Annotated in this window: 18 protein-coding genes and 3 pseudogenes; 6 read left to right on the top strand and 15 right to left on the bottom strand. The window is 64.5% G+C overall.

Translation table 11 applies throughout. From position 1 onward, the window contains the following. Positions 1-92 precede the first annotated feature (92 nt). Positions 93-1,298: a M20/M25/M40 family metallo-hydrolase gene (locus tag ACTGJ9_RS33300; RefSeq protein ID WP_456674498.1), complete on the bottom strand. Its 1,206-nt coding sequence runs from the start codon at positions 1,296-1,298 to the stop codon at positions 93-95. A 64-nt stretch (positions 1,299-1,362) separates the two neighbouring features. Next, the gene (locus tag ACTGJ9_RS33295) at positions 1,363-2,607 is read right to left on the bottom strand and encodes an MFS transporter (protein ID WP_456674497.1); all 1,245 of its coding nucleotides are present in this window, start codon (positions 2,605-2,607) and stop codon (positions 1,363-1,365) included. Positions 2,608-2,910: 303 nt separating this feature from the next. Here ACTGJ9_RS33295 and ACTGJ9_RS33290 point away from each other — a divergent pair, with 303 nt between their 5' ends. After that, positions 2,911-3,648, top strand: coding sequence for a metallophosphoesterase family protein (locus ACTGJ9_RS33290; RefSeq protein ID WP_456674496.1), 738 nt, complete (start codon positions 2,911-2,913; stop codon positions 3,646-3,648). Positions 3,649-3,745: 97 nt separating this feature from the next. Here ACTGJ9_RS33290 and ACTGJ9_RS33285 read toward each other — a convergent pair whose 3' ends face one another. The 8 genes and pseudogenes from ACTGJ9_RS33285 to ACTGJ9_RS33250 form a co-directional block, all read right to left on the bottom strand. Further along, positions 3,746-3,910, bottom strand: a complete 165-nt coding sequence (locus ACTGJ9_RS33285) for a hypothetical protein (protein WP_456678781.1) — start codon at positions 3,908-3,910, stop codon at positions 3,746-3,748. Between the two features lie 12 nt (positions 3,911-3,922). Beyond that, a pseudogene (locus tag ACTGJ9_RS33280) lies at positions 3,923-3,997 on the bottom strand (HGGxSTG domain-containing protein); the annotation flags it as partial. 23 nt (positions 3,998-4,020) lie between these two features. Then, complete coding sequence (locus tag ACTGJ9_RS33275) at positions 4,021-4,623, bottom strand: hypothetical protein (RefSeq protein ID WP_456674495.1); 603 nt, start codon at positions 4,621-4,623, stop codon at positions 4,021-4,023. Between the two features lie 502 nt (positions 4,624-5,125). Further along, entirely contained in the window at positions 5,126-6,289 is a 1,164-nt protein-coding gene (locus tag ACTGJ9_RS33270) for an IS4 family transposase (protein ID WP_456674494.1), read from the bottom strand. A 130-nt stretch (positions 6,290-6,419) separates the two neighbouring features. Next, on the bottom strand, positions 6,420-8,960 hold the full coding sequence (locus tag ACTGJ9_RS33265) for a branched-chain amino acid ABC transporter ATP-binding protein/permease (RefSeq protein ID WP_456674493.1): 2,541 nt from the start codon (positions 8,958-8,960) through the stop codon (positions 6,420-6,422). Then, on the bottom strand, positions 8,957-9,832 hold the full coding sequence (locus ACTGJ9_RS33260; RefSeq protein ID WP_456674492.1) for a branched-chain amino acid ABC transporter permease: 876 nt from the start codon (positions 9,830-9,832) through the stop codon (positions 8,957-8,959). The genes ACTGJ9_RS33265 and ACTGJ9_RS33260 overlap by 4 nt, the downstream gene beginning before the upstream one ends. Positions 9,833-9,914: 82 nt before the next feature. Continuing rightward, positions 9,915-11,159 carry an ABC transporter substrate-binding protein gene (locus tag ACTGJ9_RS33255; RefSeq protein ID WP_456674491.1) on the bottom strand — a complete coding sequence of 415 codons (1,245 nt, stop codon included), beginning with the start codon at positions 11,157-11,159 and terminating at the stop codon, positions 9,915-9,917. Positions 11,160-11,301: 142 nt separating this feature from the next. Further along, a complete protein-coding gene (locus ACTGJ9_RS33250) occupies positions 11,302-12,213 on the bottom strand; it encodes an IclR family transcriptional regulator (RefSeq protein ID WP_456674490.1) in 912 nt (303 codons plus the stop codon). Between the two features lie 227 nt (positions 12,214-12,440). Between ACTGJ9_RS33250 and ACTGJ9_RS33245 the strand changes: the two genes are divergently transcribed. The 3 genes from ACTGJ9_RS33245 to ACTGJ9_RS33235 are packed head-to-tail and all read left to right on the top strand — an operon-like array spanning position 12,441 to position 15,383. Next, positions 12,441-14,240, top strand: coding sequence for a thiamine pyrophosphate-binding protein (locus ACTGJ9_RS33245; RefSeq protein WP_456674489.1), 1,800 nt, complete (start codon positions 12,441-12,443; stop codon positions 14,238-14,240). Positions 14,241-14,284: 44 nt separating this feature from the next. Beyond that, positions 14,285-14,989 (top strand): SDR family oxidoreductase, encoded by a 705-nt coding sequence (locus ACTGJ9_RS33240; RefSeq protein ID WP_456674488.1) that lies wholly within the window; start codon positions 14,285-14,287, stop codon positions 14,987-14,989. A gap of 10 nt (positions 14,990-14,999) precedes the next feature. Beyond that, positions 15,000-15,383: a cupin domain-containing protein gene (locus ACTGJ9_RS33235; protein ID WP_092185744.1), complete on the top strand. Its 384-nt coding sequence runs from the start codon at positions 15,000-15,002 to the stop codon at positions 15,381-15,383. Between the two features lies 1 nt (position 15,384). On the opposite strand, the gene ACTGJ9_RS33230 is transcribed toward ACTGJ9_RS33235, so the two are convergent. The 3 genes from ACTGJ9_RS33230 to ACTGJ9_RS33220 form a co-directional block, all read right to left on the bottom strand. After that, positions 15,385-16,341 (bottom strand): lytic transglycosylase domain-containing protein, encoded by a 957-nt coding sequence (locus ACTGJ9_RS33230; protein WP_456674487.1) that lies wholly within the window; start codon positions 16,339-16,341, stop codon positions 15,385-15,387. Positions 16,342-16,556: 215 nt separating this feature from the next. Beyond that, positions 16,557-16,832: a hypothetical protein gene (locus tag ACTGJ9_RS33225; protein ID WP_456674486.1), complete on the bottom strand. Its 276-nt coding sequence runs from the start codon at positions 16,830-16,832 to the stop codon at positions 16,557-16,559. Positions 16,833-16,910: 78 nt separating this feature from the next. Next, positions 16,911-17,768 (bottom strand): VOC family protein, encoded by an 858-nt coding sequence (locus tag ACTGJ9_RS33220; protein ID WP_456674485.1) that lies wholly within the window; start codon positions 17,766-17,768, stop codon positions 16,911-16,913. Between ACTGJ9_RS33220 and ACTGJ9_RS33215 the strand changes: the two genes are divergently transcribed. Further along, complete coding sequence (locus ACTGJ9_RS33215; RefSeq protein WP_456674484.1) at positions 17,736-17,939, top strand: hypothetical protein; 204 nt, start codon at positions 17,736-17,738, stop codon at positions 17,937-17,939. The two genes, ACTGJ9_RS33220 and ACTGJ9_RS33215, sit on opposite strands and share 33 nt — an antisense overlap. On the opposite strand, the pseudogene ACTGJ9_RS33210 reads toward ACTGJ9_RS33215, so the two are convergent. Next, positions 17,920-19,112, bottom strand: a pseudogene (locus ACTGJ9_RS33210) (urate hydroxylase PuuD). The gene ACTGJ9_RS33215 and the pseudogene ACTGJ9_RS33210 sit on opposite strands and share 20 nt — an antisense overlap. A 206-nt stretch (positions 19,113-19,318) precedes the next feature. On the opposite strand from ACTGJ9_RS33210, the gene ACTGJ9_RS33205 reads away from it, so the two are divergent. Then, positions 19,319-20,623, top strand: a complete 1,305-nt coding sequence (locus ACTGJ9_RS33205) for a PQQ-dependent sugar dehydrogenase (RefSeq protein ID WP_456678707.1) — start codon at positions 19,319-19,321, stop codon at positions 20,621-20,623. Positions 20,624-20,795: 172 nt separating this feature from the next. Here the strand turns inward: ACTGJ9_RS33205 and ACTGJ9_RS33200 are convergent. Further along, positions 20,796-21,595: pseudogene (locus ACTGJ9_RS33200) on the bottom strand (SDR family NAD(P)-dependent oxidoreductase). Position 21,596: the final 1 nt, after the last annotated feature.

Below are 21,596 nucleotides of genomic sequence, written 5' to 3'. Positions count from 1 at the left end.
TGAATACGTCGATGGGTTTCGCTGCGCTCAAGCCATCCTACGAACCAAAGAAGATGGGTTTCGCGAAGGGCTCAACCCATCCTACGAATCCCTCACCGCATCGTCGCGAGCTGCACGGCGAGCGCGCAGGCGCGGTCGTATTCGTCGATATTGATCCACTCGTCGATCGTGTGCGCCTCGTTCTGGCCGGCGCCGAAGGTCACGGTGGGAACGCCGTGGCGGACCATCCAGTTGGCGTCGAGGCCGCCATTGGCGGTGCGGACGTTCGGGGTGCCGCCGACCGCGGATACCGCCTCGACCGCGCGCCTGATGACGGGCTGGCTGTCCTTCATGCGAAACGGGTAATAGTCGGTCTCGGCCTTGAACTTGACCTTGCCGGACTTGCCCTGCGCATTCGTCACCTTCTTGGCCGCCTTCTCGAATGCGGCCTTGTAGGCTTTGGTGATCTCCTTGAAGAATTTGCCGTCATGGCTGCGGCTTTCGCCGCGCACATGCACGTAATCGGTGACGACATTGGTGGCATCGCCCGCGGGTCGGCCCTCGCCGCCGGTGACGGGGCCGACATTGCTGGTGCCCTGTCGCGCGTTCGCGCCCTTGCCCTTCACCACCTTGCCGAACCAGCCGCCGGCCTTCACGTCGGCCAGTGCCAGCGCCATGATCATGGTCGAGGAGATGCCGCGCTCCGGCGCGACGCCGGCGTGCGAGGCGCGGCCAAAAATCTCGACGTTCCAGCGATCGGCACCGACCGCGCCGATCACGACGTTGGACGCGGAGCCGCCGTCATAGTTGAAGGCCATCACCGGCGAACCGAGGTCGTCCAGCTTGACGTGGCGCGCGCCGTAGAGCCCACTCTCCTCGCGCACGCAGAACAAGAGCGTGATCGGCGGATGGTCGAGCTTCTGCTTTTCGAGCTCGGCCGCCAGCGTCACCAGCACGCCGCAACCGCAGCGATTGTCGCCGCCGAGCGCAGTCCTGGCCTCGTTGACGATTCTGCGGCCGGATTTCTTCGGCTTGGCGCCGGCGCAGAGCGGCACGGTGTCCATGTGGGTCATGAACATGATGCGCGGCTGGTTGTGCAGCGCGCCGCGGCCGGGCAGGTCGACGATGAGGTTGCCGGTCTCGGTCGGCACGGGAATGCGAGTGTTGGCATCGTCGAGCCGGATCGCCTTGGCCGGCACGCCGCTCTCCTTCAGCGCGGCGGTGAGCTCACGCCCGATCGCCGCCTCCTGTCCCGTGACGCCCTCGATCGCGAGAAAGCGCATGAGGCGGTCGGTGGCGGCTTTGGTATCGACAAGCATGAACTCAATTCCCCCGATGCAGCGCGTAGGATGGGTTTCGCTTCGCTCTTCCCATCCTACGAACTCAAACACTCCGCGTGCAAGCCAGAAAGACCAGCACGCCCACGGCGAGCGCAGCCGCCATGAACAGCAGCACCGCCGGCAGTCCCGCGAACGCGGCCACCGCGCCGGTGATCGACTGCATCAGGGCAGTGCCGAGGAAGAAGGCGAGGTTCACCGCGGCCAGCGCCTTGCCCGCGGTTTGCGCGTCGACCAGTTGCCGGCACATGCCGAACAGCAGCGGCTGCGCCGAGGTCGCAAGCCCGATCAGCACGAACAGCACGAGATCGTACTGCGGCGGCATGACCGGCACGCCGAACAGCCATGCAACTGCATAATGCGGCGCGCCGAGCGCCATCAGCCCCACCAGCAGCGCGGCAATCATGTGCGTACCGGCGACCAGTTCGCGGCGACGGCCGACTTTGCGATCGATCATGCCCATCAGCAGCGGGCCCGCGATCATCGCCAGCGTATAGGCGCCGAGCTGGTTGCCGGCCTCGACCCGCGACAGGCCTTTGACCTGCATCAGCCACGGTCCGCCCCACAATCCGCGCAGCACCAGCGAGGTCGCCAGCGATACCAGCGCCAGCGCGATCAGCCCGCGCAGCGGCCGCGACAGACCGAGCCTGAGCACCTCGATCATCTGCGAGAGCGGCGAGGCATTGTCCTTGTGCTCGGCTTGCTGGTTCGGCACCAGCGCGAATACGGCGAGCGCCACCACGATTCCGCCGGCTGCTGCGATCCAGAACCCGGCGCGCCAGCCGCATTGATCGACCACGAAGGCGAGCGGGCTCGATGACAGCAGCATGCCGATATTGCCGATCGACAGGATTGCGCCCGACCACAGCCCGAACCGCGCTGCGGACAATTGCTTGGCCGCGAGCGTCATCGGGCACATCAGCATGCCCGAGGTCGCGATCCCCAGCAGCAATTGCCCGAACGCGAAACTCTCCGGCCCCGTCGCAAAGCCCGACGCGATCGCGCCGACGACGGTGCCAGCCAGCAGGCTCAGCGACACCGGCCGCACGCCAAAGCGATCCATCGCAGCGCCGACCGGGATCTGCGAGGCCGCAAAGGCGAAATGATAGACGGAGCTGAGGCTCGCCAGCGCCTGCGGATGCACGTGGAAATCCGCCGCCATCAGATCGAGGCTGAGCGCCGGGATCGTGCGCAGCAAGGTCGACAGCATGTGCCCGCAGGCGAGCGCCACCAGCGCAAAGATCAGCGCGCGGGTGCCGTGTCCCGCTTCATCATTGGCAACCGCAGTCATCAGCGTCCCGTCCCGGCAGGGGTTTTGAGTGGGGTACATGATTGGGCGGAGGGTGCCAATGGCGGAAGTGGGCGGCTTATCGCATGGCCCGCCGGACGCGGCGGCGCACCGTCTCGTGTCGGCTTCCGATCCTCGCCATAGCGACCGCTTGCTTGCGCCCGCCGGGCGGTGTTAGTTTCGAGGATAGCGCCGATTTGACACTCAGCTTGCGGGCGCTTCTCCAAATGCAGCTAAAGCGAAGCGTCACGTCTGCATCGTCCCGCATCAGGAATGTCGTCGGTCGTCTCGAAGGGGGAGGGCTCGATGAAATTTGCCGCAATCGCGGACATCCACGGAAATTGCGCGGCACTCGAGGCTGTGCTCGCCGACATCGCCGACCTCGGCATCAATGAAGTTGTGAACCTCGGCGATCACGTCAGCGGCCCGCTCGAGGCGGTCCGGACGGCGGATCTGCTGATCGAACGCGGTTTTCCCTCGGTGCAGGGCGACCAGGACCACATCCTCGTCGCCCTCTCGCGGACCGGCAAATCGGCCCGCAGCGATTTTCAACAGCTGGAGCGCAGGCACTTCGACTGGATGGCGAGCATGCCGCCGACGCTCGTCTATCGCGAAGACGTCTTTCTCTGTCATGCATCCCCCAGGGATGATGCCGCCTTCTGGCTCGATCGCGTCGCCGCCGACGGCAGCGTCCGCGCCAGCCCGATCGACATGATCGAGGCCGGCGCCGAAGGCGTCGACGCAAAACTCATTCTCTGCGGGCACACGCACATTCCGCGCGTGATCCGCCTGAGGGACGGGCGGATGATCGTCAATCCAGGCAGCGTCGGATTGCCCGGCTACGATGGACGGGCACCTGTTCCTTATGTCGTGGAGGTCGGCACGCCCCACGCCTGCTACGCCATTCTGGAGCGCGCCCGCGCAGGCTGGTCGGCGACGATCCGGTACGTGCCATACGACAGCACGGCCATGGCTGAACTCGCGCGCAACAAGGGCATGCCGATTTGGGCAAGCGCGATTGCCAGTGGGTGGGTCGAACGGTGAGAGCCAGCAAAGATGCACCGGCCAAGCGGCTCGCCGCGCGGGTTTGAGGGTAAGCCTTCGCTGCGGCAACACACCTCTTCCTGTTGCGCCGCTTCCCTCAGCCGCGCCATCGGGTCGACAGTTCACGCAACAAATCCTCGGCTTCCATCAACACGGTGCGAACAAGCTTTCGCTCGTCGATGGCCTCGCTGGTGAAGAAGCCGTGCTTGACGGCATTGCTGTTTCCGAACGGCGCTCCCGATCCCGCAGTTCCCCCATGCATGCGACAGCGCGTCCTGCCGCGCAGCGCCGGCGCGCGGCAGGTCCCACCGCTGCGCGTGTTCGCGCCGCAACGGAGGCTCGCCCCCATCGGGCCGGTGTTGCGGGTGTGGCTCACGCGGTGACGGCCGCTGCGTCCGCCAGGGCCGGCTGCGCCGCGTTCAGGCTCGCATGCTGCGTGAAATGGCCGACCACGGCCTTGCCGCCATCCTGCACCGACAAATTCTGCACCGTGATCGCACAGGCGCCGTTGCTGCGATGGCGGTTCAGGGCCTCCATCTGGGCTGCATAGGTGCGGGCCAGCCGGGTCAGTGCGCGCGTGAGGCCCTCCTGCTGCGGCGCGTCGTCGGTGCAGGCGAGGCGGCAGGCGCAGCGCATCGACGCGACGTGAACGCTCACCATTTGCGCCGCCAGCATGGCCTCGAGCAGATCCTTCGGCGCGATGCTCTTCAGCATCGAGACCATGAAACCGAGATTGCCCTGGTCCGGCCTGCGCGCAACCACGCTGGCTTTCACCAGCTGGCTCAACAGGCCATGCAGCGCCTCGCGGTCGACGGCGCCGAGCGCCTCGGCCAGCAATTTTTCGCCGGTGCCGGGGTCGGGATGGTCGATCACGATGCGCCGGCGGCGGAGCTTGACTTTCGGGCTTGCGATGATCGGGGCACGAGCGGCTGACGCGATGGGCATCGTCTCGGGAGGTTTAGGAAGTATCGTCATGCGGTGGGTCCTTGGCCGGTGCAGGCGCGAGCGTTCGCGGCGCGCGAAGCCGATCGCGGGCCTGCTGTGCGGCGGTTGAGATTTCTGGATGTCGATGAGGAGCTTACGCGCAGCCAAGTATCGAGCGCCCATGATCGGGCGGCCGTGGACACGGGCGATTGTCGCGATGATGTCATCGTGCACCTGTTTTGCCCGACGTGTCAAACGTAATTTCGGGATTACGTAAATCATCTCGCCGCAAGTCCTTTGGCTGACTGGCGCCGGCTACTGTGCATGGGGTTGTTTTCGCGAAGAGAAAAAGGAACTCGCCGGGGTCGTGGCGGCCGCGAATATCAAGGCGGAGTAGGGCACGCCAAAGCCGCGGGCTCCTTAACCTCTCCCGCTCGCGGGAGAGGTCGGCGCGTAGCGCCGGGTGAGGGCTTCATCCTCTGGGGATTGTCCCTTTGTCGAGGCACCCTCTCCCCAACCCTCTCCCGCAAGCGGCAGGGCTGTCCGGGGAAACTCAGGCATAGCAGAGCTCCATCTGGTCGGGTGATGTTCTGGATTGTCGACGGCTGGGGTTGATGGGAGGCGGCTTATCGATGGTTGCGATGGATCGGCGGGTAAACAGGAACTGGCCGACAAGTTGGGCCAGCCTGAGGGGAAGCATTTTGATGCAGTTGGCCCGCGCAGCGATGCGTAGCAGCAGGTAGGCAATCATCGCAGCAAGCACTTGCAGGCGGATCGCATTATCGTTGGTGCCGAGGAACTTGCGGATGTCGAGATGCTGCTTGATCCAGCGGAATAGGAGTTCGATCTGCCACCGGCACTTGTAGAGGCCGGCGATCTCGACGGCCGTTCGGGTCATATCGTTGGTGAGAAGCGTAATCACGCCGCCGTTCTCCCGCCTGACCTTGATGCGCCGCAGCGGTATTGGCAGCCGCGAGTCGCCCTTGCTGGTGAGCTTCACCTCGTCATCGGCGATGACCTTGAAGCCGTCGCCCTTGCACTTGCGATTAGTGCGTCCCTTGATCTTGCGAAGACGCATGCTCGTCTTCGCCCGGGTGACGAAAAAGGCCTTGTTGTCATTGATCTTCTTCCACCAGTCGAAGCGGCAATATCCCTTGTCGAACACGTACGTTGTGCCGGCCTGGATAGGGACATGGCGACCGATCTCGATGTCATTGACGTTCGCATCTGTCACCTCGACGCACTTCGGGACATCGCCTTTGGGATCGTAGACCACGTGCAGCTTCATGCCACGGATGCGCCCGTTCCACGTCGCCCAAGTGCAAACCTTGCCAAGCGGGATCGGACTGGCGTCGATCAGGCGCACCATCTCCTGGCCTTCGCTCCGCAACTGCCGGCTCGCCATCGCCGACAGTCTGGCAAAAGTTTGCGTAAAAACGCCGGGCGGGCGGCGGGCATTGGCATCCGACAGCGTCGAGCGCGACAACGTGCCGGTGCCCAGATGATAGTGGTGCTGGGGATTGGCGTTGAAGCCGGTCACCACGGCGCGCAGGCTGTTGTTCCCGCTCAACTGCGCATAGATCAGCGTCACCAGGTGATCCCAGCTCTTGAACGACTTGTCATAGGCATCCCCGTCCAGACGATCCACAGCCGTCTGGAACTGCCGCCGATTGATCGGTTCAAGCAGACTACTAAAAATGCTATCACGAAATCGCATGCTCGGCCTTCTGTGTCTCGACAACCAGAAAAAACCGATTTGCCTCGGTTTTGCCGAGCATGCACCGCGACACAGTGAATCATTCCCCGGACAGCCCTGCGCAAGCGGAGAGGGAGCGCACCTGCTTCCGTCACAACCACAGGATCTGCTTGCGATAGCCGAGATCGTTCAGCAGCGGCGCCGCCGGTCCCTGGTGGAACACGGCGCCGCGCTCCAGCGCGAAGACGCGGTCGGCCAGCGCCAGCACGAGGTCGAGATTGTGCTCGACGATCACGATCGACATGTGGCGGCGGAGTGCATCGAACACCCGAAACAGCTCCAGCGTCACCGCCGGCGCGAGCCCCTCGAACGGTTCGTCGAGCAGCAGCAGGCGCACATTGCCCGACATCGCACGGGCCACCGCCACCATCTGCTGCTCGCCGCCGGAGAGATAGTCGGCGGCGATGTTCATGCGCTCCTTCAGGCGCGGGAAGTATTGCAGGATCTGTTCCTCGTCCCAGACCACGCCGTCGCTGCCGTCGGTCTTGCGGGCGAGACGCCCGAGCGCGAGGTTTTCGCGCACGGTCATGCCGGCGAACAAGCCGCGGCCTTGCGGCACATAGCCGATGCCGCGGCGCGCGATGTCGGGCGCGGCGACGGCCGCGATCTCATCGCCGCGATAGGCGATGCTGCCCGACGCCGCCGGCACGAGACCCGCGATGGTCTTCAGCAGCGTCGACTTGCCTGCGCCGTTGCGGCCGAGCAGCGCGACGATCTCGCCGTCGCGGACGTCGAGCGCGGCATCGTTGAGGATGTGGCTCTTGCCGTAGAACGTGTTGACGCCATCGAGCCGCAGCACGGTCTCGTGCACGCCTCCTGCCTCGTCGCTGCGCCGATGCTCGACGGCGGGAATGCCCTTGCCGGTATAGATCTCCTGCACCCGCAGGTCGGCACGCACGGCGTCGGGGCAGTCGGACATCAGCACCTCGCCCTGGTTCATCACGGTGACGACCTGCGAGAAGCCCAGCACGCGGTCGACGTCGTGCTCGACGATCAGCACGGGAATGTTGGCGGCGATGTTCGTGACCAGATTGGAGACGCGCTCGCGTTCGGCGGCGGCAAGGCCGGCAAGCGGCTCGTCGAGCAGCAGCACCTGCGGCTTGGAGCCGAGCGCGATGCCGAGATCGACCAGCCGCTGCCCGCCATAGGAGAGCTCACCGCCTTCGATCGCCTCTATGCCTTCGAGGCCGAGGAATTTTGTCAGCGCGGCCGTCTCGGCGTGGATGTCTTCGTACGCGTCGATGTCGTTCCAGATGTTGAAGCGCATCGCCCGCCGCGCCTGCAGCGACAGGCGCAGGTTCTCGTAGATCGAGAGCCCCCGAAACAAATTGGTGATCTGGAATGAGCGTGCCAGCCCCTGATGGCAGATCAAGTTGGCGGGCACACCTGCGATGTCGCGGCCCTGGAGTCGGATCGTGCCCTGGTCCGGTGCGTAGAGGCCGGAGACCAGATTGAACAGCGTGGTCTTGCCGGCGCCGTTCGGCCCGATCAGCGCGTGGATCTCGCCGGCGGCGACTTTGAGGCTCGCATTCTCCACCGCGCGAATGCCGCCGAACTTTCGGGACACGCCGCTGACCTCAAGCACCGTGCCCTTCAGCGCCTCCGGCCGCAAAAAGTCCGGCAGTGGCAGGCCGTCATAGATCTTGCGCCGGCTCATCGCCGCCGTCTCTTCCGCGGGCGGACGGACGCGACGCATGATCAGCGAACCGATGCCGGCGAGGCCGCCGGGCGAATACATCACGAAGGCCACGAAGGTGAGACCGAACCAGAACAGCCAGTCCGACGTCCAGATCGAGAACAGCTCGCGGAACAGGATGAAGAACACCGCGCCGAGCGCGGGGCCGAGCAGGTTGCGCATGCCGCCGATCACGACCATGGCCAAGAGCTCGCCGGCGAACGGCACCGAGACGGCTTCGGCCGAGACCAGATAATTCAGGAACGCGATCAGCGCGCCGGCAAGGCCGGTGACGATAGCGGAGATGACGAACACGGCAAGCTTGTAGCGTTGGACCGGATAGCCCTGGAAACTGGCGCGCAACTGGTTTTCGCGGATCGCCGCCAGCACATGCCCGAACGGCGAGCGCACCAGGCGCATCAGCACGTAGAGCACGACGAGGCCGATCGCCGCGACCACGACGTAATAGCTGAGCGCACCGTCGAAGCTAACGGGGCCGATGCCACCGCGCTTCAGTCCGCCAAGTCCGTCCTCGCCGCCCGTGAGGCTCGTCCAGCGGAAGGCGGTGGTGTAGACGAGGGCCGCCAGCGCCAGCGTCAGCAGCGAGAAGTAGACGCCGCGCCGGCGCAGGATCAGCAGGCCGGTCACGGCCGAGGTGATCGCGACGACGACCATCGATCCGAGCAGCGGCAGCCAGATCTCGCCGGGAAAGAAACGAAGCTGGATCAGGCCTGCGGCGTAGGCGCCGATGCCGAACCAGGTGCTGTGGCCGAAGGAGACGAGGCCGGTCGTGCCGATGCAGAGGTTGAGCCCCATCGCCGCGATCGCCAGCCCAAGCATCCAGGTGCCGGTGTTGAGCGAGAGGCCGAGCGCGCGCAGCAGGAACGGCAGCGCGATCACCGCCACCGCTGCGATCAGCAGCGGCCTCAGCCGGTCAATGGTCGAGGCATTTCTCATTCAAACTTCTCGATGCGTTCGCCGAGCAGGCCGCGCGGGCGCACCAGCAGCACCACGAACATCAGGATGTAGATCGAGGCTTCGCCCGCCGCGGGCTCGAAGTGAATGGCGATGCCGCGCACGACGCCGACGAGGAGCGCGGCGATGACCACGCCCCAGAAGCTGCCGAGCCCGCCGATCACGACCACGACGAAAGCGATGGTCATGATCTCGGCACCCATCGCCGGATGCACGGTCGTGATAGGGGCGAAGAAGGCGCCGCCGAGCGCGGCGAGACCGACGCCGAGCATGACGATCGCGGTCATGTAGGGCTGCAGGCGAATGCCGAGCGACGCGACCATGTCCGGCCGCTGGATGCCGGCGCGGACCACGCGTCCGAACGACGTCTTGTGCAGCAGCAGCCAGACGCCGAGCAATATCGCCGCGACGGCGGCAAGGATCAGCAGGCGATAGCGCGAGAACAGGAAGTCGCCGACAATGACCGAGCCGCGAAAGCTCTGCGGGATCTCGCTCGAGACGGGCGCCGCGCCCCAGATCATGCGGATCGCCTGCTCGGCAACCATCGCGAGCCCGAATGTCACGAGCAGGCTCAGAATGGGATCGGCGCTATAGAAGCGGCGCAGAATGAAGCGCTCGAACAGGATGCCGAGCAGTGCTACGGCGAGCGGCGAGATCACCACTGACGGGCCGAAGCCGAGGCGGCTGGTCAGCTCGACGCAGATGTAGGCGCCAAGCGCATAGAATGCACCGTGCGCGAGATTGACGATGCCGCCGACCGAGAAGATCAGCGACAGTCCGAGCGCGATGAGCAGGTAGTAGCCTCCGAGCACGAGGCCATTCACCACCTGTTCCAGCAAGAACTCGAACTGCATGTTGCGTGCGCCATCTTTGATGAAGAACGGCGCCGGTTAGGCCGGCGCCGCTAACCCCTGTCGGCTCTGCTGGGTGCTGGCGTCAGGCCTTCATCTCGCAGGGGTTCTGCTCCTTGGTCGGGTAGATCGTTTCCAGCGGATCGTTCGCAGCCGGCACCGCATCGCCCAGCACCAGCATGTCCCATTGGTCCTTCATCTGGTCCTTTGGCTTGACGGTGAACGGATAGGCTTCCTGCACCAGCTGGTGATCCCAGGTGCGGAAGTACGCCTTGCGCGCCTTGCCGATGTCGAACTGCGCCTGCTTCTCGAAATAGGCGATGAGTTCGCCGCTGTCGGTCGACTTGGTGGTGTTGATCGCTTCCGCCAGCAGCTTCAGCGTGACGTAGTCGATCCAGGCGTGGTTCTCCGGCGGCTTGCCGTATTTCTTGCTGAACGCGGCAACGAAGGCCTGCGAGGTCGGATTGGCCAGCGTGTGATACCAGACCGTCGGCCAGGTGCCGCTGAGATTGCCGGCGCCCGCCGCCCAGGCGTCGCCGGTGTTGAGATTGAATCCGACCAGCGGGTAGGGGAAGCCGAACTCGGCATATTGCTTGACGAGATTTGTCACCTGGTTGCCGGCGAGGTTGCAGCAGACCACGTCGGGCTTGGCTTGCCGAACCTTGAGGAGATACGGGCTGAAGTCGGTGACGTCGGTTGCGATCAGCTCATCGCCGATCAGATTGGCGTCGTGCGCGCCGAAGAAGGTCTTTGCGGCCTTTAGCAGGTCATGGCCAAAAATGTAGTCGGCTGTGAGCGTGAAGAATTTTTTGCCTTTTACCATGCCCTTCTGCGATAGCGCGGTGCCAACCGCGTTGACCATGACGGTGTTCGGGATGTCGCAGTGGAACGAGTATCTGTTGCAGCTCTTGCCGCGCAGCGCGTCCGAGCGCGCGCCGGTCGAGAAGAACACCTTCTTGTTGCGCTCGGCCACCTGCATGATGGTGAGCGAGGAGGCGGATGAGATTTCGCCGAGCAGCACCACCGCGCCGTCCTGCTCCAGCATGCGCTGCGCCTTGGTCGCGGCGGTCGCCGGGTTGATCGAGTCTTCCGAAAGCAGGTCGATCGGCTTGCCCAAAATGCCACCGGAGGCATTGATCTCCTCGGCTGCGAGTTTTGCGCCGAGTTGAGCGTAGCTGCCGATCACGCCGAGAAAGCCGGTGAGCGGGGTCAGATGCCCGATCCGGACCTTCTCGGCCTGCGCCCTGACGATCGCGGGGAACCCGAGCGCGGCTGCGCCAGCAAAGGCTGCGCCCGCCTGTAGCAACGTCCGTCGTGGGTAGCGGATCATCTCTGTCTCCTCCCGGGTGCATCGCGTGCCTCTCTTCGAAACCGGATATCCGGTATTGTGAGATAGCTTTTTCTAATGCTGGAGGATAATCCCGAACGCCATTGCCGGTGTCAACCGGCAAAATCGTCGCTTGGGTTGCGGCTCAGGCTTTCTGCGTGAACGACTTGTGCGCCCGGTCCTTGGCGCCGAACTCCACCGACAGGCGATCGGCGGCGGCCTGCACGACCTGCGCGCCGGCGTGCAGCGCCTGGTTGGACAGGCGCCAGATCGGGCCGGAAATGCCGAGCGCGCCGATCACCTGCCCGGTGAAATCGGTGACGGGCACCGCGACACAGCGTACTTCCGGATTGAACTCGCCGTCGTCGAAAGCAACGCCGGTGCGCTGCACCTCGGCAATCTCGCGCATCAGTGCACCGACATCGCTGATGGATTTTGGTGTCGATGGTTTCAGTTCGACGCGATCGATGAAGCGCTTGAGCTGCTCGGGGCGCAGCGAAGCCAGAATAATCTTGCCGAGCGCGGTGCAATGGGCGGGCCGCACCACGCCGACGCGATCGGTGAGCTGGAACGCGCCGGGACCGCTGGTGCGGGCGATCACGACCACCGAATCGCCCATCCGCACGGCAAAATGCCCGCTTTCACCGGTTTGGCGCGACAGTTCCTCCAGCACGGGCGTTGCGACATTGACCATCTCGATCTCGTCGAGCGCTGATGCCGCGAGCGCGAACAGCGGCCGGCCGATGCGGTAGCGTTTGCTATCCTTCTCCTGGCGAAGGTAGCCGAGCGAGACCAGCGTCTTGGCCAGATGAAACGTCGTGGAGTTGTGCAGGCCGACCAGCTTGCTCAGTTCCGCAAGTCCGATTCCTTCGCGATGGCGCGCCACCTCTTCGAGGATCGAGAAGGCGCGTCCGAGCGATTGAACACCGCCGCCGCGTTGCTTTTCCTCGGCCTCGTCGTCGCCATTCGCCTTGGGTGCGGGGACCAGTTTGGCAATCGCGGCCTTGCGCGGGCTTGCAGGCTTGTCGCCGGTGGTCGGCTTGGTACGCGATCTCAAGGACTGGGCTCCCTCTGGTGAATCGATATGGCTCCGTTCTTGCGACATTAGCACGCAACCAGCGCAGCCGTCGGCGCGGAGCTTCGCGTTTCCTCACGGCGAAAGCCTATCACAATATAAATTGACGTGCAGCATTATGAGAAATAGGCTCCCACGGCCCCATGATGACCGGCCGCGTTCTCCGCATCGGTACACAAGAAGGCGACGGGCCGAGAGGAGACCGGTTGATGTCGAAAAACATGCTCAATGGCGCCCAGGTCATTGTCGACTATCTGATCCAGGAGAAGGTGCCGCAGGTGTTCGGGCTGTGCGGCCACGGCAACATCCAGTTCATCGACGCGCTGTACGAGCGATCCCAAGAGATCAAGACCATCTCCGTGCATCACGAGAGCGTCGCCGGCTTCATGGCCGACGTTTACTATCGCGTTTCCGGCCGGCCGACCGCGACCTTCACGTCCTGCGGACCGGGCTCGGCGAATTTGCCGATCTCGCTGGCGAACGCCTTCCTCGATTCCGTGCCGTTCATGGCGATCACGGGCAACGTGCCGACCAGCCAGTTCAACCGCGGTGCGTTCCAGGAGATGTACCGGCACTACCAGGCCGACTTTCCCTCGACCGTGCGCACGATGTGCAAGAAAGTGTTTCAGCCGACGCGCGGCGAGATGGTGCCGCTCGCGGTGCGGCAGGCCTGGAAGACCATGGTCACGGGACGGCCGGGGCCGGTCGTGATCGACGTGCCCTTCGACGTATTCATGGAATCGGCGGCTGAAGAAGCGCCGAAGGCGGCCGAGTGGAGTGCTAACATCTCGAGCCGCTGCGGCGCCGATCCTGATGGCGTGGAGAAGGCCGTTGACATGCTGCTCTCGGCGGAACGGCCGGTGATGCTGGTCGGGCAGGGCGTGCGCTATGGCGGCGCGGCGGAGGAGCTGCGCAAGCTCGCCGAGCGGCTACAGATTCCGGTGGCGGCATCCGCAAGCGGCCTCGGTGCACTCGACGTCAATCACCCGCTGGCACTCGGGCTTGTTGCGCGTGCCGGGCACTACCAGGCCAATCACGCGGCGCGTCAGGCCGACGTGCTGCTTGCGCTCGGCGTGCGTTTCGACGACCGCACCTCGAGCTCCTGGATTCCAGGCTATTCCTTCACGATCCCGCCGACGAGACTGATCCATGTCGACATCGACCCTGAGGAGATCGGCCGCAACTATCCCGTCGCGCTCGGGCTGATGGCCGACGTCCGGACTTTCCTGCGACAGGTGCATGCCGAGCTCGATCGCCGCGACAATCTGTTCAGGAAATCGGATGCGCGCAAAAAGTGGCTGGCGCAGATCGATGGCTATCGCAAGGAGTGGGACAAGTTCGTCGCGCCCGGCTTCTCCGACGACACCACGCCGATCAATCCGCAGCGCGCCGCCGCCGAGATCGACAAGGCGCTGCCGGATGATGCGATCCTCGTCTCCGACATCGGCGTGCATCACAATTGGCTGCTCGGCTTCTGCAAGCCGAAGCGGCCGGATCTGCTGATCGGCTCGATGGGGTTTGGCCCGATGGGCTTTGGCGTTGCCGGCGTGATGGGCGCGAAATTCGCCGCGCCCGATCGTCCCTGCGTGTCGGTCTGCGGTGACGGCGCCTTCTTCATGCATGCCAACGTGCTGGGTACGGCTGTCGAGTACAATCTGCCCGTGGTCTGGGTGGTCTGGAACAATTACGCCTATGCCTCGATCCGCGGGCTTCAGCGTGGCTATCTCGGCGGGCGCGAGCTTGCGACCGACTTCAAGCACCCGGAGACGGGGCAACGCTATAACCCGGATTTCGCCGCGATGGCCCGCTCCTGCGGCGTCGAAGGCGTGCGGGTCGATCGCGCCGGCGATCTTGGCGAGGCGATCCGCAAGGGCATCGCCGCCAACAAGCCTTACCTGATCGACGTCGATATTGCCGCGGACGTCAATCCGTCCGGCGCCGGCGTCTGGGAGCTGCCGGGCCTCGGCCAGAGCAAGGCCGGCATCGGCACGCGCTTCCAGCCTGGCTGATCGCGGTTCGCAAAAGCAATCAACAACAATGTCGGGAGATTGGAATGACGCTCGCAGGCAAGAAGGTCGTCGTAATCGGCGGCTCCTCAGGCATCGGCCTCGCCACGGCGCAGCTTGCAAAATCACAGGGCGCGGATGTTGTCATCGCCTCGCGCAGCGCCGCAAAGCTCGATCCGGTCGCTGAGCGGCTGAAGGTGACGGCGATCCCGACTGACGTCACCAGTGATCAGAGTGTCTCTGAACTGTTCAAGCGCACCGGCGCTGTCGATCACGTCGTGCTGACGGCCGCGCAGCTTCGCACCGGGCCGTTCAGGACCGTCGCCATGGAGGACGTGCGGGCCACGATGGAGGCAAAATTCTGGGGCGCCTGGCGCGTCGCACGTGAGGCCGGGATCCGGCCCGGCGGTTCCCTGACGCTGGTCACAGGTTTCCTCAGTGTCCGGCCGCGGCCGAACTCGGCGATTATCAGCGCGGCCAATGGCGCGCTGGAGTCGCTGGCCCGCGCGCTCGCGCTCGAGCTTGCGCCGGTGCGTGTCAATGCGATCTCGCCCGGCGTGATCGACACGCCGATCCGGGCTGCGATGCCGGAAGCGGCACGGCAGGAGATGCTGGCCAAGACGGCAGCGGCGTTGCCGGTCGGCCGCGTCGGCATGGCCGAGGACATCGCCCAGCAGATCGCAAGCTTCATGAACAACGGCTTTGCCACGGGCTCGATCGTCTATGTCGACGGCGGCGCGCTGGTGAATTAGGGAGCACTGCATGGCCGAGGAAAGCAACGGCGCCTTCATCCGCAACATCGCGGAAGTGCCTTGGCGCGAATTCCCTAACCATTTTGGTGGTGCGTTATCGAAGCCGCTGGTGATGCCGGAGACGGCGGGCTCGCGCCGCATCGACTACCGCATCTCGATGTACCAGCCGATGGCCTATGTGGCGCGGCATCACCACAAGGTGCAGGAGCAGGTCTATCACGTGCTCGACGGTGAAGGATTGATGGAGATCGCCGGCAAGAATCATGTCGTGCGCAAGCACGACGTGATCTTCCTGCCGCCCGGCGTCGAGCACGCGATCTCGAACTCGGGTCTAACCGATCTCGTCTTTCTGGTGGTGACGTCGCCGGTCACCGACGACGAGAAGCCGGTCTGAGCTAGCCCGAGGAACGCTCGCGCGCCGCGACACGAATGGCGCGGGCCTTCGCACCTTTCGCGCGGGCCGCGATCATGCTGCGCGCCGTCCCGTGGGCTGCGCTGTTCTTGTGGAGCAGGGCAACGAGGCGTTTGCGGGCGCGGTTAACCGAAAGCTGCGCCGCCCATTGCTCGGCCTTGCGAATGATGGTGGCGGTCGAAGGTGCGAGGTTCACGGGCACCCAGGCGACATCCCTCGTCTTGGACAGGCTGCCGAAGCCTTCGCAAGGCGCTTCGCGTGGGAGGTCGATCCGGATCGCCAGCGCTTCCGAGCGCTCGATCCAGTCTTCGAGCTTGGTGCCGGTGATGATGCGGACATAGTCGCGCGTCTCGCGCGGCAGCTCACTTTCCCTGGCGAGCCACTTCTGGATACGGCCGGGGCCTGCATTGTAGGCGGCTGCAGCAAGGCCGAGATTGCCGAAATCGTCGCGGAGCTTGCGCAGGAATTTTGCAGATGCCGGCAACGCCTTCATGGGATCAAAGGGATCATCGAGCCCGACTTCGGCGGCGGTCTCGGGCATGAATTGCGCGACGCCCTGGGCGCCAGCGTGGCTAACCTCAGTGGAACTGAAGCGGCTCTCCTGCCAGAGCAGACGAGCGAAGAACGGCACGGGAATGCCGCTGTCTTCGGCCGCTTTCTTGAGAGCACGGCAAAATTGTTCGACCGGTGACGCCGCAGCTTGTACGGCCGTTTCGACCGCGCGCGGCGGTTCGATTGTCTGCTCGTATGATGCGCGCGCATTGGCGAGCTCAATGGCCTGCACGTTTGCAAGAAACAGGTCGACAAGTGGAACCAGCGAGGGCGCGCGATCGGCCTTGAGCGTTGCGCTGTCGAAGCTGGATGCTTGCCTGGTCGGCGGCGTACCGATGTCGCACATCAGAATCAGGAACGCAGCGCAAGCCGCGACGAGAAATCGCATCTCGGTAAAAGTCCTCGAACTGTGGGGAACGACCAGCGGCGCGCGCCCGGTAACAAGGGCTTTTTAACCGTAATTGCGGCGAAGCTGCGATTCCACGCTAGGGCCGGTGTTAATACGGTGTTCCCTTCGCAGGAACGCGAGATTGCTCCCGCGGTTCTACTGGACCCGCAGGGAAATTCGGCGCTGCAAACAGTATTGCGGAACGCCCGCGGCGCTTACGCCTTGGGAAAATCCTTGCGCATTGCGATCTCGGCGGCATCGCCGGGTGACAGCACGGTCTGCTCGAAGGCCGGCTGCGGCCTCGTCATGACGTCATAGAGGGAGATGCCCTTGATCGGCTTGCCCATGAGCTGGCGGACGCAGTCGGCGAGCGTGCCGTCGTAGACGAGATAGGGTGGACCGCGGTCCTTCTGTCTCTCGCCTTTCAGCGACGGCCACTTCTTCAGCTCGGCCGGCGCATCATAGGCGATCGGCGATCCCTCTTTGAACATGCGTCCGACCCCGGGCGGCGTGGATTGCCGGGAATCCTAATGCCGTCCGGTAAATGCGCGTTAAAGAATTGGTTCAAATCAGCCAGGAATGAAGGCGAGCAGGGTGCCGTTGGCCTTCGCTGGGGGCACGACGACCGCGACTCCGCTGCGGATACCCGCCGGGCCGAGGGCTTTCTCCGTCGCGGCGAGATCGCCGCTGACGAGCACCAGCGCTGCGCCGCCACGCTCGGAGAGGCCGGCGAGTGGCACGCCGGGATAGCGTTTGCCGAGCTGGTCCAGTGTCAGATAGATGAAATCGGCGCGGTCGCCGCCCGATGTCACCGTCACTGCGCCGTCGACCTCTGCCTTCGGCTCGCGATCGGTCAGCCGCGCCAGATGGGCTGCTTCCTTCGCGGGCTCGGGCGTCGCGATCAACACCTCGCTGATCCGCTTCGCCGCATTGGTGTGCGTCATCAGTTCGGGGATCCACACGGTCTCGCGGGTCTTGTGCTGGCAGGCGAAGACGCGCACGCCGCCGGGGGCTTCTGCCGTCGGCCACATGAAGGTGCGGAATTTGGCGGCCGAGATGGTGCCATCAGGCAGCGTGACCGGTCGCTCGAAATCGGTCGGACCGATCGGCGTGAGGCCACGTGCACGGATCTCTTCCGCGCCGGCCGCGGAATCGATCGCGGTGAAAGCGACGCGCTCGATGCCTTCACCGTGCTTGTCGAGGAAGGCCCGCGCTGGTGCGTTATGTTCGGTCGCGGCGAGAACGCCGAGCAGCTCCATATAGTCCGGGTCGAACATGATGGTGTAGTTGCCGGTGCCCATGTGCGCGCTGTGGGTGCCCCGCGGCGATAGCGTGAAACCGAGTTGCCTGTAGTTCTCGGCGGCCCTGTCGAGGTCCTGCACCATGACCACGGCGTGGTCGATACCGACGATGTTCTTGATGGCCACTGTGATTTCCTCGGCAATTGCAAACTGACTTTGGACGGCCCGCGGCCGCTGGTCCTGTCTACGCCGGATGGGCGATCAAGTCATTTTCAAATCGGCGGCGAAGCGGAATTTCATTCCGCGAAATCCTTGATCGACGCGAAAGGCGATGGCGTCAGCGATCCTGCTCGCTGATATAAGCGGCGAGGATGGCGCGCTCCTCGCTGGTCATTTCGGTGATGTTACCTGGCGGCATCGCATTGGACCATGCCGCCACGCGCCCGATCAGGCGGATATTGCGATGGATGTGCTCGGGGGCGTCGAGCATGATGCCCTTCGGCGCGGTCGCGATGCCGGCCCAGACCGGTTCGGCCGCATGGCACATGCTGCAGCGGGACATCACGATTTCTTCGACGTTGGCGAGTGTCGGCTGCGCCGCCAGCGCGCCCGTCTTTACCTCCCGCGGGCCCGCCGCAGACAGGAACAGGATCGCGATCACGCCCGCTGCGGCGACGGCCCACACCCACCACGGCGATTTGCGCCCGGCGTGACCCTCGTTGAAGAAATGACGGATTACCGGCCCGAGCGCCAGCACGATGGCAACGATGATCCAGTTGAAGCGCGTGGCGTAGAGCAGGGGATAGTGGTTGCTGATCATCAGGACGACCACCGGCAGCGTCAGATAGTTGTTGTGGACCGAGCGCTCCTTGCTGGTTTTGCCGAGTTTCGGGTCGGGCGCCTGGCCCGCGATCAGGCTGGTGACGATCTTCTTCTGGTTCGGGATGATCACCGCAAATACGTTGGCGACCATGATGGTGCCGATGATTGCCGCGATCTGGTTGAAGGCGCCGCGCCCGCTCAGGACATGGGTGAAGGCGTAGGTCAGTGCGACCAGGAACAGATAGCCGCCGATGGCAAGGGGAGCTCGCGCCGTGCGAGCCCGGTGCGACAGGCGGCCTCGTAAAGCAGCCAGGCCAGCGCGAGGCTACAGAAGCTGAACAACCCGGCCTGGACCGGCGTGAGGTCGAGGATCGACTTGTCGACCAGGAACAAATCGGCGTCGAGATAGTACACCACCACCATCAGCGCGAAGCCGGACAGCCAGGTGGTGTAGGCCTCCCATTTGAACCAGGTGAGCTCGTCCGGCATCTGGGTCGGCGCCACCAGATATTTCATGATCCGGTAGAAGCCGCCGCCATGGACCTGCCACGCCTCGCCTTGCACGCCATCCGGCACGTCGCTCTTTGGCTTTAGACTGAGGTCGAGGGCGATGAAATAGAACGAGCTGCCGATCCATGCGATCGCGGCCACCACGTGCAGCCAGCGCAGCAGCAGGCTGGCCCATTCCGATACGATCGATCCCCACATGATCACCCCATCAACTGCGGCGTCGATGCCGCAGCTTTGATGACCGCATCCGGCGGCCGTGCCCTTACAATCTGTTGCACCGATCCGCGCCATTTTCCAGCACGATAGGTCATACCAAATGCACATCGTAAGGGCATGAGCTGACGTGGGATTTGGCAGAAGAAGTGCGGGAGGAAGGCGACGTGACAATTCGTGCTTCGCACCTGATGGTGGCGGCTTGGCTGTTGGTTGCGTGCGCCGGCGCGCAAGCCGAGCCCGTGCTGCAGGGCAAGGATGCCTATGGCAGCTGGCGGGCCGACAGGCCCGGCACCGTCAGGCTGATCCGCCCCGATGACCTGCCGAAGCCCGGGGCCTCGCGGTCGGTCTCCAATCCCCCGCGCGTGACGGCGCGCGGCAGCGCCACGCCGTTGGTGCCCCAGGGATTCAAGATCGAGCTGTTGGCTGACGGTCTGTCCGATGCACGGGTGCTGCGTGTCGCGCCGAACGGCGACATTTTCGTCGCCGAGACTGGGCCCGGACGCATTCGCGTGCTGCGCCTTGGGGAGGGCGGCAGCAAGGTTGCGACCAACGGGGTGTTTGCCAGCGGGCTCAACCGTCCTTTCGGCATCGCGTTCTTCCCGAACGGCGATAATCCGCAATGGGTCTATGTCGCCAATGCGGCCAACGTCGTCCGCTTTCCCTATCACGCTGGCGACCTGAAGGCATCGGGCAAGGCCGAAATCGTGATCGCGGACGTGGTGCATGGGTCGGGACATTCCACCCGCGACATCGTGTTCACGCCCGATGGCAAGCGCATGCTGGTGTCGATCGGCTCCGCCAGCAATGTCGCCGAAGGCATGGGGAGCCCGCCCGGCGGGCTCGAGGCCTGGTCGCGCACGCAAGCCGTCGGCGCGTCCTGGGGCTATGAGGCCGGACGCGCGGCGGTGCTCTTGTTCGACCCTGAAGGCAAGGACCGCAAGCTTTATGCCACCGGCATCCGCAACTGTGTCGGTCTCGCGATCCAGCCGCAGACCGGGCTGCCCTGGTGTTCGACGAACGAGCGCGATGGCCTCGGCGACGATCTCGTGCCCGACTATGTGACCAGTGTGAAGGAGGGCGGCTTCTACGGCTGGCCGTGGTTCTATATCGGCGACAACGAAGATCCGCGTCACGTCGGCGCGCGGCCGGACCTCAAGGACAAGGTGACGATCCCTGATGTGCTGGTGCAGGCGCATTCGGCCTCGCTCGGCATGACCTTTTATCAGGGCAGGCAGTTTCCGTCCGAATACCAGGGCGACGCCTTCGCCGCCGAGCACGGTTCCTGGAATCGCTCGAAGCGCACCGGCTACAAGGTGGTCCGCATCAGGATGAAAGACGGCAAGCCGACCGGGGAGTACGAGGATTTCGTCACGGGTTTTGTCGTGAACGACGCACAGGTGTGGGGACGGCCGGTCGGCATCGCGGTGGCGAAGGATGGCGCGCTGCTTGTATCGGAGGACACGGGCGGCACGATCTGGCGGGTGACGCATTAGATTCGTGCGGCGGTGAGCGAACTCTCTGCGCCTCTCCCCGCTTGCGCGGCGAGGTCGGATCGCATCGCAGATGCGATCCGGGTGAGGGGACCCGCGAGTCCAATTGTCCCATATCTGCGGAAGCAGCCCTCATCCCAACCCTCTCCCCGTAAGAATGGAGAGAGAGAGCGCCTCAGCCCCGTCTCACACTCGCCCCGCCATCCACCGGCAGTGTCACGCCCGTAATGAAATTTGCCTCATCCGACGCCAGGAACAGCGCAGCGTTGGCGACGTCCCATCCGGTGCCCATCTTCTTGCGCAGCGGCACCTTGTTGTCGCGTTCGGCTTCCACCTCGGCGCGGGTCTTGTGCCATTCGCGGGCGCGGGTGTCGACGGCCATCGGCGTGTTCATCAGGCCGGGCAGGATGACGTTGGCGCGGATGCCATATTCGGCGTTCTGGTAGGCGAGCTGTTCGGTAAAAGCGATCATCCCGATTTCGTCGCCTTGTAGGCGACGTAAGGATATGTGGTGATCGCGGCCATCGAGGAGATGTTGATGATAGCGCCGCTCTTCTGCGCGCGCATGATCGGGATCACCTCTTTCGCCGCAAGAATGCAGCTCTTCAGATTGATGGCGACGACGCGGTCGAACGCCTCCTCGGTGATCTCTAGCAGCTCGGCATCGCCGCCGGACAGGCTGACGCCGACATTGTTGTGCAGCACGTCGATCCGGCCCCAGCGCGATGTGGCGTCGGCGACCATCGCCTTGATGTCGGCGGACCTGGTTACGTCGGCCTTGAACGCTGCAGCGATGCCTTGCTTCGCGGCGACCAGATCGACGGTCTCCTGCGCCGATTCCAGATGATGGTCGACGCACAGCACCTTCGCGCCCTCACGCGCGAAGGTCAGCGCGGTGGCGCGGCCGTTGCCCATTCCTTCGCCGGGGCTCTGGCCGGCGCCGACGACGATCGCGACTTTGTCCTTCAAGCGCATG

The sequence above is a fragment of the Bradyrhizobium sp. RDM12 genome (genome assembly GCF_051917485.1).
Lineage (GTDB): Bacteria > Pseudomonadota > Alphaproteobacteria > Rhizobiales > Xanthobacteraceae > Bradyrhizobium.
Note: the sequence above shows the minus strand (reverse complement) of the source record. Positions and strands in the feature narration are given on the sequence as shown.

What these genes read in the sequence shown, in the direction of transcription:
- ACTGJ9_RS33300 (WP_456674498.1), bottom strand. Translation starts at nt 1,298, where the DNA reads ATGCTTGTCGATACCAAAGCCGCCACCGACCGCCTCATGCGCTTTCTC.
- ACTGJ9_RS33295 (WP_456674497.1), bottom strand. Translation starts at nt 2,607, where the DNA reads ATGACTGCGGTTGCCAATGATGAAGCGGGACACGGCACCCGCGCGCTG.
- ACTGJ9_RS33290 (WP_456674496.1), top strand. Translation starts at nt 2,911, where the DNA reads ATGAAATTTGCCGCAATCGCGGACATCCACGGAAATTGCGCGGCACTC.
- ACTGJ9_RS33285 (WP_456678781.1), bottom strand. Translation starts at nt 3,910, where the DNA reads ATGCATGGGGGAACTGCGGGATCGGGAGCGCCGTTCGGAAACAGCAAT.
- ACTGJ9_RS33275 (WP_456674495.1), bottom strand. Translation starts at nt 4,623, where the DNA reads ATGACGATACTTCCTAAACCTCCCGAGACGATGCCCATCGCGTCAGCC.
- ACTGJ9_RS33270 (WP_456674494.1), bottom strand. Translation starts at nt 6,289, where the DNA reads ATGCGATTTCGTGATAGCATTTTTAGTAGTCTGCTTGAACCGATCAAT.
- ACTGJ9_RS33265 (WP_456674493.1), bottom strand. Translation starts at nt 8,960, where the DNA reads ATGAGAAATGCCTCGACCATTGACCGGCTGAGGCCGCTGCTGATCGCA.
- ACTGJ9_RS33260 (WP_456674492.1), bottom strand. Translation starts at nt 9,832, where the DNA reads ATGCAGTTCGAGTTCTTGCTGGAACAGGTGGTGAATGGCCTCGTGCTC.
- ACTGJ9_RS33255 (WP_456674491.1), bottom strand. Translation starts at nt 11,159, where the DNA reads ATGATCCGCTACCCACGACGGACGTTGCTACAGGCGGGCGCAGCCTTT.
- ACTGJ9_RS33245 (WP_456674489.1), top strand. Translation starts at nt 12,441, where the DNA reads ATGTCGAAAAACATGCTCAATGGCGCCCAGGTCATTGTCGACTATCTG.
- ACTGJ9_RS33240 (WP_456674488.1), top strand. Translation starts at nt 14,285, where the DNA reads ATGACGCTCGCAGGCAAGAAGGTCGTCGTAATCGGCGGCTCCTCAGGC.
- ACTGJ9_RS33235 (WP_092185744.1), top strand. Translation starts at nt 15,000, where the DNA reads ATGGCCGAGGAAAGCAACGGCGCCTTCATCCGCAACATCGCGGAAGTG.
- ACTGJ9_RS33230 (WP_456674487.1), bottom strand. Translation starts at nt 16,341, where the DNA reads ATGCGATTTCTCGTCGCGGCTTGCGCTGCGTTCCTGATTCTGATGTGC.
- ACTGJ9_RS33225 (WP_456674486.1), bottom strand. Translation starts at nt 16,832, where the DNA reads ATGTTCAAAGAGGGATCGCCGATCGCCTATGATGCGCCGGCCGAGCTG.
- ACTGJ9_RS33205 (WP_456678707.1), top strand. Translation starts at nt 19,319, where the DNA reads ATGGTGGCGGCTTGGCTGTTGGTTGCGTGCGCCGGCGCGCAAGCCGAG.